This window comes from Flavobacterium sp. (assembly GCF_035299245.1).
Taxonomy (GTDB): Bacteria; Bacteroidota; Bacteroidia; order Flavobacteriales; family Flavobacteriaceae; genus Flavobacterium.
In genome coordinates, this window is record NZ_DATGWY010000023.1 from 37,880 (window position 1) to 49,812 (window position 11,933).

At 34.5% G+C, this 11,933-nt stretch carries 9 protein-coding genes; 3 read left to right on the forward strand and 6 right to left on the reverse strand.

Features of this window, described 5'->3' with window-relative positions:
• Positions 1-14: 14 nt before the first annotated feature.
• Positions 15-1,142 (forward strand): hypothetical protein, encoded by a 1,128-nt coding sequence (locus VK161_RS15330; RefSeq protein WP_324215677.1) that lies wholly within the window; start codon positions 15-17, stop codon positions 1,140-1,142.
• 2 nt (positions 1,143-1,144) lie between these two features.
• Here the strand turns inward: VK161_RS15330 and VK161_RS15335 are convergent, their stop codons facing one another.
• From VK161_RS15335 to VK161_RS15350, 4 genes are read right to left on the reverse strand one after another with little or no spacing between them, the layout of a single operon-like run.
• Complete coding sequence (locus VK161_RS15335; protein WP_324215678.1) at positions 1,145-1,708, reverse strand: class I SAM-dependent methyltransferase; 564 nt, start codon at positions 1,706-1,708, stop codon at positions 1,145-1,147.
• A gap of 10 nt (positions 1,709-1,718) precedes the next feature.
• Positions 1,719-2,672: a MoxR family ATPase gene (locus VK161_RS15340; RefSeq protein WP_324215679.1), complete on the reverse strand. Its 954-nt coding sequence runs from the start codon at positions 2,670-2,672 to the stop codon at positions 1,719-1,721.
• A 28-nt stretch (positions 2,673-2,700) separates the two neighbouring features.
• Positions 2,701-4,107 (reverse strand): peptidylprolyl isomerase, encoded by a 1,407-nt coding sequence (locus VK161_RS15345; RefSeq protein WP_324215680.1) that lies wholly within the window; start codon positions 4,105-4,107, stop codon positions 2,701-2,703.
• Between the two features lie 33 nt (positions 4,108-4,140).
• Complete coding sequence (locus tag VK161_RS15350) at positions 4,141-6,096, reverse strand: peptidylprolyl isomerase (protein WP_324215681.1); 1,956 nt, start codon at positions 6,094-6,096, stop codon at positions 4,141-4,143.
• 167 nt (positions 6,097-6,263) lie between these two features.
• Between VK161_RS15350 and VK161_RS15355 the strand changes: the two genes are divergently transcribed.
• A complete protein-coding gene (locus VK161_RS15355; RefSeq protein ID WP_324215682.1) occupies positions 6,264-7,853 on the forward strand; it encodes a peptide chain release factor 3 in 1,590 nt (529 codons plus the stop codon).
• A gap of 120 nt (positions 7,854-7,973) precedes the next feature.
• Positions 7,974-8,183, forward strand: a complete 210-nt coding sequence (locus VK161_RS15360) for a hypothetical protein (protein WP_324215683.1) — start codon at positions 7,974-7,976, stop codon at positions 8,181-8,183.
• Positions 8,184-8,254: 71 nt separating this feature from the next.
• On the opposite strand, the gene VK161_RS15365 is transcribed toward VK161_RS15360, so the two are convergent.
• Positions 8,255-11,311: a MopE-related protein gene (locus tag VK161_RS15365; RefSeq protein WP_324215684.1), complete on the reverse strand. Its 3,057-nt coding sequence runs from the start codon at positions 11,309-11,311 to the stop codon at positions 8,255-8,257.
• A gap of 195 nt (positions 11,312-11,506) precedes the next feature.
• Positions 11,507-11,933: T9SS type A sorting domain-containing protein (locus tag VK161_RS15370; RefSeq protein ID WP_324215685.1), on the reverse strand; the 427-nt coding region annotated here is incomplete at its 5' end.

Below are 11,933 nucleotides of genomic sequence, written 5' to 3' on the forward strand. Positions count from 1 at the left end.
GTATTTTTGTAAGGATGAGAAAATCAAAGATATATAAAATTTTAGGAGTAATTGTGCTTTTGGTTGGCATTGGTGGCGGAATTTATTACGCACAATTGAGCAACCGCCACAAAGCAATTGTAAAAACGTATCTGTTGCACGCTACCGGAATTACAGATGGCAATTGGGTTGTGGAGAGTAAAGTCAACACCTATAAAATGATTTCACCTTCTTTCTATATTGATGGCATTTACAAATCGATGGAAGGTCCGAAAGCCACTAATTACGTTCAACTAACAACTGATTCTACTTTGGTTTGGATTACTTCTTTTGAGGTAAAAGCATTGGATTCAAAAACCAAACAACACATTTCGAATGACTTTATTTGTCACATGAATGTTGATTTCAACGATGTGAATTATTATACTAATTTAGGATTGAAAGACCGAATTGGATCTCAATATCCACGAATGACCTCTCTTTCGCACGGTTTGGAAAAATTTGAATTACCCAAAGGATATGGTATCCCGATGAAAGGAAACGACTTTTTATTTGTCACAACTCAATCGTTGAATCACAATCTTCCGGATGAAAATCGAACTATTAAACACGAAGTTTCCATCACGTATTCAAAAGAGAAAAACATCAAGCCATTGATGACCAGAACGATTTACATTCAATTGCCTTACGACAAAAATGATCCGTTCAAAGAACCTTTGGACCCGATGAGCAATCAGTGTATTCCTGTAGAGACCAAAAATCACAGTTATCCTGATGAAAACGGAAATATGTTGTCTGGACATTGGGTAATTCCGAAAGGAAAAAAAACCTATCAAAGTAGTGTAGACAAGCAACTTCACATCAAAGACAGCATGCGTTTGCATGCAGCTGCGGTTCATGTTCATCCGTTCACGTCATCGATAACTTTATTTGATGTTACTGCCAACAAAGTGATTTTTAAAAGTAATGTAATCAACCATAAAAACGCTATTGGTTTGACTAAAATTGATGCGTTATCGTCTGAAGAAGGCATTTGGATGTACGAAAATCACAAATACATTTTAACGATGGATGTTAACAATACTTCTAACATCCAACAAGACATGATGGGTAGTATGTTTTTGTTTTTCTACGACGAAGAATTAGATTCTAAATTGAAGTAATTTTATCTAGCCTGATACAAGCAAACATTCCAATGTACAGATTCGGATTGTTGCACCGATTCTTTGTGAATCAATTTAAAGTTCTCTTCTAATTCGTGTACTAAGTCTTCTCTTCCACCGTAAAACGAAAAAATAAAAAAACCTTTGGCATTAAAGTAAGTAGAAAATCGATTGACTATCGCCATTTGATCTTCTAAATAGTACAATACTTCATTGAAAATAATGATGTCAAATGTTTCGTTGGGAACGAATTGATGAATGTCTTCTACTTGAAACCTTGCATTAGGGTAATTAGCGTTGTTGGCTCTTTGAATGGCGTTGGAAGAAAAATCAACGCCTAAAAAAAGGCCATAATCTTCTTTTGATAAATAATCGTTTAATGCACCATAACCACAGCCTAAATCCAGTATTTTGGGCTGATTGAGATTGGTTTCACGAATTTGATTAACAATGGCTTGATAACGAAGATTTTCTTTGCCCATGTAATCCCACTTTCCCTTCTTGTATTTGTAGTTCCAGCGAATTTGCTTTTTAAGCCACTTGAGCTTCTTGAAAAAATTCATCATAGGCAATTTTTTACATTAGTTTTTCGATAATCATTTCTTCGGTGATTCCTTCTGCGTCAGCTTTGTAGTTCTTGATGATTCTGTGACGTAGAATTCCGGTTGCAACTGCTTTCACATCTTCAATATCAGGCGAAAATTTACCATTGAATACAGCATTGGCTTTGGCCGCCAAAATTAAATTTTGAGAAGCTCTTGGACCTGCACCCCAATCCAAATAATTTTTAACATAATCGGTAGTCAACGGATTATTTGGTCGTGTTTTACTCACCAATGTTACGGCATATTCAATTACATTATCAGCAACAGGAACACGACGAATAAGGTGTTGGAAATCGATAATTTCTTCGGCAGTAAACAACGGATTTATGGTTGGTTTTTCATCAGAAGTCGTGCTTTTTACCACCTGAACTTCTTCGGAAAACGAAGGATAATCTAGTTTAATAGCAAACATAAAACGGTCTAACTGAGCTTCAGGAAGCGGATACGTTCCTTCTTGCTCAATTGGGTTTTGAGTTGCTAATACAAAGTAAGGTAATGCTAATTTATAATTCTGTCCTGCAATAGTAACCGAACGCTCTTGCATGGCTTCTAACAAAGCAGCTTGAGTTTTTGGAGGTGTTCTGTTGATCTCATCTGCGAGAATGATGTTGGCAAAAATAGGTCCTTTTATAAATTTGAACTGACGATTTTCATCTAAAATTTCACTTCCTAAAATATCCGAAGGCATTAAATCGGGCGTGAACTGAATGCGTTTGAAGTCTAATCCTAATGCTTGAGAAATCGTATTTACCATTAAAGTTTTGGCCAAACCAGGCACGCCGACTAACAATGCGTGACCGCCTGAAAAAATACTCAACAATATTTGATCAACAACAGCGTCTTGACCTACAATAATTTTGGAGATTTCTTTTTTGAGGTTTTCTCTTTTTTGTACTAGATTTTTAACTGCTTCTACGTCTGACATTGTCTTTAAGTTTACTATAATGTTGAAATTATTTTTTTAGCCAATTGCTTTCAAAATCACAACCTTGGTAATCAGCATTAATTCTGATGTAGGTTTCGTTAATTTTTTCATCGGTCCATTTTGAAATGGCACTAATTTGTTTTTCTTTTAAAGCCAATTCCCTAATTTTTGTATAATCCTTACTGTAATCGGCTGTATGTTGATCAATACGATTGGTTACCATAAGAATTTTATACATTTTACCTTCTTTAGGATCTTCCATTAAATACGGAATTGAAACTTCATTATCTTTTAAATTAGAAACTTGACCATACAATTCAGGATCCATTTTGGTTAATTCGAAACGAGTATCTTGAGTTTTTGGATTAATTAAAGTTCCGCCATTCGCTTTAGTTTCTTTTTCATCCGACATGGTTCTAGCGGCTTCAGCAAATGTAATTTCCTTGTCTTCGATGCGTTTTTTTATTAAATCTGCTTTTTCTTTTGCTTCTTTTAATGATTCAGGAGAAACTTTTGGCATCATTAGGATATGACGCAACTCCAATTCCAATCCTTTTATTTTTTCTAAATAGATGATATGATACCCAAACATGGTTTCAAATGGTTCTGAAATTTCACCTTCTTGCAGCGAGAAAGCAACGTCTTTAAATTCTTTTACAAAAGGAGTTTTTTTATTGATTTTGTAAAAACCACCTGTTGCTGCAGAAGCCCTGTCGTCTGTATAAATTACGGCTCTGGTTTTAAAACTTGCGCCTTCTTGTACTTCTTTTTTGATTTCCTTGAGTTTACTTATGATGCGCTGTTTCTCTTCTTCAGATATCTTAGGCTTTATTACAATTTGGGCTATTTCGAGTTCGGCTCCAAATTGAGGCAATTCATTTTCTGGTATTTTTTTGAAAAAATTACGAGTTTCTTCGGGTGTGATTTCAATTTCACTGATGATTTTTTGTTGCATTTCAGAAGCCAAACGTTGTTGCTTTAAGATTTCAAAAAAGTCGGTTCTAAAATCATCTTCACTTGATTTTTTGAAGTATTGCAACACTTTATCCATAGAGCCTAATTGCTCTAACATATAATCCAATTGCTGATCCATTTTCTCTTTAATTTCAGCATCGCTAACAATTATCGAATCTTGAATAGCTTGGTGCGCAAATAATTTTTCTTTAAGAAGACTTGACAGCATTTGACAACGTGTAATGTCTTTTACCGAACCACCTTGCCCTTGTATTTCAAGGAAGGCTTTGTCGATATCTGAGTCTAAAACCACATAATCACCTACGGTTGCAATAATTCCGTCTATTTTAATTTTGTTAGCGTTTGATTTTGGTGTGGGTTTTACCTTTACAGAATCGGCTATAATCTCTTGTGCATTGGAAATTAGAGAGGAAAAAGTAAGTAATAGAATAGTAATTATTTTTTTTGTGGGTACTATCATCTTCGTTTTATTAATCATTTCTTGTTGTAATTACTATTTAATTATGGTTGCTTTTAATCGTTCAAACACCGCTTGATCGACAACAACTTTGAATTCTTTTTTTAATTCCGTAACCCAATTCTGCTCTAAGTATTGCTGGTATTCATTGACAATTTTTCCTTTGCATTCCTCAAATGTTTTGTTGGCTTCTGGAATCACTTTATTGACTCTAGTCACATAGTAGTATTCCCCTTTTTGAGTCACATCGGATAAACCAACTTCTGGTTTAGTATCTTTTGGAATATTAGGATCTCCGACTTCCAAAGTATTTTCAGAAAACATAATATTGATTACATCTTTAGTATTCAATTTATCTTTTATTTCTTGAATACTTTTTCCTTTTTTAAGCATTCCTTGTGCTTTCTTAATCATGTCTGCATTAGTAGACGATGCAACTAGAATATTCAATCTTGTTTTCCATTTGTGCTTGTCTTTTTGTGTTTCGTAGAACGCTTTCAATCCAAGAGTATCTGTTTTAGAGCGATCCCAAATTTCTTTTTCCATCAAATCAAACAACAATAAACCATCTCGGTATTCGTCCATTACATTGGAAAATTCTGGAAATTCTGTTTCTAGATTATCGTTATAGTATGTGTTCAATTGATCATCAACAAATTTAGAATACAACAGATCAACCAATTTATTTACTGGTTTTAGTGTCATACCGGCTTTTTGCTGCGATTTTACATAGGTTAAGAAAGCTGTTCCGCTGATGTCTTTTTTGTCTAAAGTCAACAATGTTGTTTTGGTTTTATCGTCTTCTGTAAATTGCCACTTACCATCATAGAAATCATTGGTCACTAATTTAGAAATTGCTGCATACGCTTTTTCATTTCTTTTTACAGTGTATTTTTTTCTTAATTTTTCAGTCAACGTATTGGTAATTATTCTTGAACGATCATCACGTCCAATTTTTGTTTCCAACTCTTTTTTTGATTCATCTAATGTTTTGAGCGGGTATTTTTCATTGAATTTGATAATGTGCCAACCGTATTCTGATTGAATAGGCTGAGAAATTGGATTTTCCTTTGACAATGAGAATGCCATGTTTTCAAAAACCTCAGAACTCAATTGTCCAGAACCAAATTTGTTCAACAAACCTCCTTTGGTTGATGATGATTTGTCTTCAGAAAATTGTTTGGCTAATTCTTCGAAACTTTCACCTTGTTGAATTTTTTTGTAAATATCATTGATTGTATTTTCGGCTCTTGAAGCGTCTTCACCTTCTTTCGGATTCATGATCATAATATGTGAAACCGAAATTTCTCCACGGTTATCCCTTACGTCATTCACTTTAATCAAATGGTAACCAAAACGCGTTCTCACTGGTTTAGAAACTTGACCTTTTGGTGTATTGTAAGCAGCAGTTTCAAAAGCATATACCATTCTGAAACTAGTAAAATAACCCAAATTACCTTTGTTTTCTTTGGCAGAAGGATCTTCGGATAATTCAGTCGCTAATTTTTCAAAATCTTCACCAGCCATAATTCTCTTACGGATGTCAACAATTTTGTTGTAGGCTTTTAAAGTATCTTCTGGAGAAGCGTTTTCATCGGCCAAAATTAGAATATGCGAAGCTTTGATTTCTTTTTTCATTCGTTCGTAACCTTCTTGTACTAACTCGGCAGTTACTTTTGAATCGGAAGTATAATTCTTAGAAAGTTGAGTTCGGTAGCTTTTTAACTCGTTTTTGTATTTGTCGTTATTTTGTAATCCTAGTTTATTGGCTTTATTTACTTTCAATTTATAACCAACAAATAATTCTAAATACTGATTAAGGTCTTTTTGAGATTCGTCTTTAACTAAGTCTAGGTTTTTTTTATAAACTCTTTCGAATTCGTCGGTATAATAAGGCTTATCATCAATGGTAAACAACACTTCTTTTGGTTTATTTTGAGCTGATACAATTAAGTTTGCTAATAGCAAAAACCCTAAAAACACTTTTTTCATATTTTTAATCTATTATATTAAATTACAATCAACAAAAGTAACAATTAGCCGATAGTATACAAGCATATGAAATACTATTAACAAAATTTTATTAACATCAATTTTAAAAAAAGAGAAACCTAATATTTGGTGAATAAATACTACTTTTGCAGACTATTTTACAAAATATGAGTTTTTTAAAAGAAATACAACGCAGAAGAACTTTCGGGATTATATCGCATCCTGATGCTGGTAAAACAACATTGACAGAAAAATTACTTCTTTTTGGAGGAGCGATCCAAGAAGCTGGCGCGGTTAAGAACAATAAAATAAAGAAAGGCGCTACGAGTGACTTTATGGAAATTGAACGTCAGAGAGGAATTTCTGTGGCGACATCGGTTTTGGCTTTCAATTACAAAGACAAAAAAATCAACATTTTAGATACGCCTGGTCACAAAGATTTCGCTGAAGACACGTTCAGAACTTTGACAGCTGTTGATAGTGTAATTGTGGTGATTGACGTTGCCAAAGGTGTTGAGGAACAAACGGAGAAATTAGTTGCTGTTTGTAGAATGCGTAAAATTCCGATTATTGTTTTCATAAATAAATTGGACCGTGAAGGAAAAGATGCGTTTGATTTGATGGATGAAGTAGAAAAGAAACTGAATCTGACCGTTACGCCTTTGAGCTTTCCAATTGGAATGGGATATGATTTCCAAGGAATATATAATATTTGGGAGCAGAACATCAATTTGTTCAGTGGTGATAGCAAAAAGAACATAGAAGATACCATTGCTATTTCTGATATTAATAGTCCGGATTTAGAGAAAATTGTAGGCGACAAACCTGCAACTAAATTGCGAGAGGAATTGGAATTAATTGATGAAGTCTATCCGAAATTTGATCGTGAAGCGTATTTAGCTGGAAATTTACAGCCTGTATTTTTTGGTTCTGCATTGAATAATTTTGGTGTACGAGAATTATTGGATTGTTTCATTGAAATTGCTCCTACTCCTAAACCAAAAGAATCTGAAACTCGATTGGTTCATCCGGAAGAAGAAAAAATGACTGGTTTTGTGTTTAAAATTCATGCCAATATGGATCCGAAACACAGAGACCGATTGGCTTTTGTTAAGATTGTTTCGGGAACATTTGAACGCAATAAGCCATACACACACGTTCGTTTGAACAAGAGTTTGAAATTCTCAAGTCCGAATGCCTTTTTTGCAGAAAAGAAAGAAATTGTTGATATTTCTTATCCTGGTGATATTGTGGGTTTACATGATACTGGAAATTTCAAAATTGGCGATTCATTGACCGAAGGCGAAATGATGAGTTTCAAAGGAATTCCGAGTTTCTCTCCCGAACATTTTAGGTACATCAACAATGCTGACCCATTAAAAGCCAAACAACTAGAAAAAGGTGTTGATCAATTAATGGATGAAGGAGTAGCTCAGTTATTTACTTTGGAAATGAACAACCGAAAAGTAATTGGAACCGTAGGAGCTTTACAGTATGAGGTAATTCAATACCGTTTGGAGCACGAATACGGTGCGAAATGTACGTATGAAAATTTCCCCGTACACAAAGCGTGTTGGGTGAAACCTGAAGATCCAAAAAGTGAAGAGTTCAAAGAATTTAAAAGAGTAAAACAGAAATTTTTAGCTCATGACAAGTACAATCAGTTGGTATTTTTAGCCGATTCTGATTTTACCATTCAAATGACCCAGAGTAAATATCCATCCGTTAAATTATTTTTCACTTCTGAATTTGAATAATCGGTAAAAACTACCACGTTTTCGTTAAAAATTTTAAACAAACTTTTTATTTATAACACATTAGCTTATTTTATTCAAAAAAAATATTTTATATTTGCCACTTTAAAACTAGAGATCAGAATGAAAAAAATAGTTAATATAGGATTGGTTGTATTTTTCCTATTGCATGATTTTAGACTTTTTGCACAAGGCGACGAAGATGATAATGGAGATTTGGAAGGAAATGATCCACCAGCAGCTCCTATTAATTCAAAAATACTATACCTTGCTTTGTTAGGAATTGCATTTGTATATTATACTTACAAGAGTAGAAGAAAACAAATTAGTTAATTTTTTTTTTAACTATTAAAATAAAAAAAACCTCACTTGATTAGTGAGGTTTTTTATTTGTTATTATTTGATTATCGTTTTATTAATCTGAGTGATTTTAGCTCATTACCTTGAGAGACAATTACGTTGTATACTCCCGATGGGCAATCAGCTCCTAATTGTAATTCTTCAATATTTGCACTACTAATTGATTTATCTTCAATTAGTTTTCCTAATAAATCATACACTTTTATTTGAATCATTTCTTCGGATGAAGAGGTTACATTCAAACTGAAATATTCTCCAAACGGATTTGGCGCAGCAGTGACTTGGAATTCAAGTGCTGGTTTTGAATTATCAGAAATTACTTTAGCGCTTCCAGGAGTAGTAATTGTACATACTTTTCCGTAAGGTCCGAATACCCCATTAATTTCGATACTCACTTGTACGGAATAAGTTTCACCTGAAACTAATCCGGGAACTGAACTCAATGGAAATGAACGCAATGAACGATCAAATTGGTAAGTATATCCTAAATTGGTATTAGTAAATTTGAATCTGTAAGTGGTTGCCCCAACATAGGAATCAGCATAAATTAATGTAGCAGGATTAGCAATAACAACATCACATTGTGATAATTGCAACTGAGTAGTTGGGAAACTTGGTGTTGTTATGTTACAAGGCGTACCGTAAGGCAGATAAACTCCATTTGTGTTTTTAACTGCTACTTCAACTGAATAGGTAGTATTGTATTCGGCTATTGACGTTTGCGTCATTCTAACGTCTTTTAGCGGACGCTCTACTTCTTCTTGAGCCGATGTCAATAAATTGGTGATTCTAAATTTATATCCTGTCGCAAAAGGAACATTATTAGCATAAATTACGTCACTCATTGTTGTTAGCGTTCCTCCACATTGAGCTGTTTGAATTTGTGTAGTAGCTGACGGAGTTGTAACGGTACAAGGTAATCCATAAAATGGTTGCCATACGTTATTATAGCGAATAGAAACTTCTATCTGATAGGTTCTATTGAATGCATAATTGGTTAATTGCGTCAATTGGAACACGCGTAAATTTCTATCTATGGTTTGCACTTGATTGGTTGTCAAATCAGTTACTTTAAAACGGTAACCTTGCGCTCCAGCAACTAAATTAGCATATATGCTTTGATTAATGGTTGACAATGTAGAACCACATTGAGCGCCTTGAACCACCGAAACTATTGGAGTACAAGCGTTGTCAATAATTCCGTTACAATCGTTGTCGATTCCGTCGTAGCAAACATCAACTGCTCCGGGATGAACAGAAGCGTTACTATCATTACAATCGGAATTGTCTAAAACATAGCCAACTGGCTGAGTACAAGCCGAAGTAGTTACTACTGGATTTCCAAAACCATCGCCATCAGCATCTTGGTAATAGGTAATTCCTGTAAGGTTAAAAAAGTCGTTATCGTTACAGTCGTTGTTATTGGTAACTCCGCTACAAGCTGAGAAAATATTTGAACCCAAACCATCACCATCGTTATCTACATACAATACAGTATTGGGATAACAATCGGAATTATTAGTAACTCCACAATCAACCAAAGTATTCGAGCCAAATCCATCGGCATCGGAATCCAAATATTGCAACTGATTATCGTTACAATCAGTATTATTAAAAGTTCCGCAAGCGACAAGTACCAGTGGATTTCCAAATCCATCACCATCTAAATCTTGGTATGTTAATGAATCTGGATAACAATCGGAATTATTAATAACCCCACAATCAACCAAAGTATTTGAGCCAAATCCGTCACCATCGGCATCTAAGTATTGTAACTGATTATCATTACAATCAGTATTATTAAAAGTTCCGCAAGCCACAAGTACTAGTGGATTTCCAAATCCATCACCGTCAAAATCTTGGTATGTTAATGAATCTGGATAACAATCGGAATTATTAATAACTCCACAATCAACCAAAGTATTTGAGCCAAATCCGTCGGAATCGGCATCCAAATATTGCAACTGATTATCATTGCAATCGGTATTATTAAAAGTTCCGCAAGCGACAAGTACTAGTGGATTTCCAAATCCATCACCGTCTAAGTCTTGGTATGTCAATGAATCTGGATAGCAATCGGAATTATTAGTAACTCCACATGCAACCGCAGTATTAGAACCAAAACCATCTCCATCAGCATCTAAATACTGTATTTGGTTATCGTTACAATCGGAATTATTAGCAACTCCACATCCAACTAAAGTCATCGAACCAAAACCATCACCATCAGCATCTAAATATTGCAATTGATTGTCATTACAGTCGGCATTATTAGTTACTCCACAAGCTACGGCTGTATTGGAACCAAATCCATCTCCATCAGCATCTAAATACTGTATTTGGTTATCGTTACAATCGGAATTATTAGCAACTCCGCATCCAACTAAGGTTACCGAACCAAATCCGTCGCCATCGGCATCTAAATATTGCAATTGATTGTCGTTACAGTCGAAGTTATTTGAAACATAGCCGATTGGCGCTCCAGTACAACTCACTTGTGATACTGAATTGTTTCCAAAACCATCATTATCTGCATCAAGATAATACGTAACATTTGTATTAACAGTAAAAGTGGCTTTAAAATTGTTTCCTCCGTTACTAGCATAAACGGTTCCCAAACAAGTTGTTGATTGTTCCGAGTATACTTCAACAGTATAATTTCCAGCTGATAATCCGTTAAGGAGATTTGTACTATATCCTGTATTTGACCATTGTTGGTCTTCTCCACCACAACCATTGGTAAATCCTGAAGAATATCCAATTGAATTGCTCACAAAACTACCTGATGGCGAACCCGTTGGATAAATTCGATACATTAACCGGGTTGAAGTAATGTCACAACCACCACATTTATAGTTGTTGTGTTCCGCTCCTTTAAAAACTAGAGAAGAAGAACCTTCACAATAAACGCCTAGATTTGCATTCTCAAAATCAGGATTAGCAGTACTTGCCTGCAAGTCGTAATAAACATTACCCGAATTGTTGCTGTCTAATACGATGTAAGTAGTATTAAAACCAGCTTGCCCATACGATAACGAAGTGAAAAACACTAACATTATCCATACAATCATTTTTTTAAAAGTTTGTAAAATGTGTTTCATAAATAAAATAATTTAGAGGTTTAAAATAACATTAACTATTAATCTCAGATTTAGGGCAAGCAGAATAACAACTAATATAACCTCAAAAATAATTTACTGCTTCTTTTTACACCATACGACATTTTACGTATTTTTTGTTAAAAAAAAACCTCCTCAATTTCTTGAGAAGGTTTTAGTATTTAATTCTAAAAGAGCTTATCTTTTAATCACTCGAAGTGTTTTTACTTCATCACCTTGAGATACAATCACATTGTATACTCCCGATGGATAAGTAGCTCCGATTTGTAGTTCAGAAATAGTAGTTGCATCCACTTCTCTGCTTTCTACCAACTTACCTAACATATCGTATACTTTCACTTGAATTGTTTCTTCTGTTGAAGCGGTAACTTCTAATCCGAAGCTTTCTCCAAATGGGTTTGGTGATACAATAGCACTAAATACCAATGCAGGTTTTGTTGTTTCGGTTGCTCTTGCTGAACCTGGAGTAGTAAGTGTACATACTTTTCCGAATGGTCCAAACACGCCTCCAATTTCGATACTTACTTGTACTGAATAGGTTTCTCCTGCTACTAAGCCCGGAACGGTGTTCAATGCAAACGAACGAAGTGGTTTGTCAAATTGA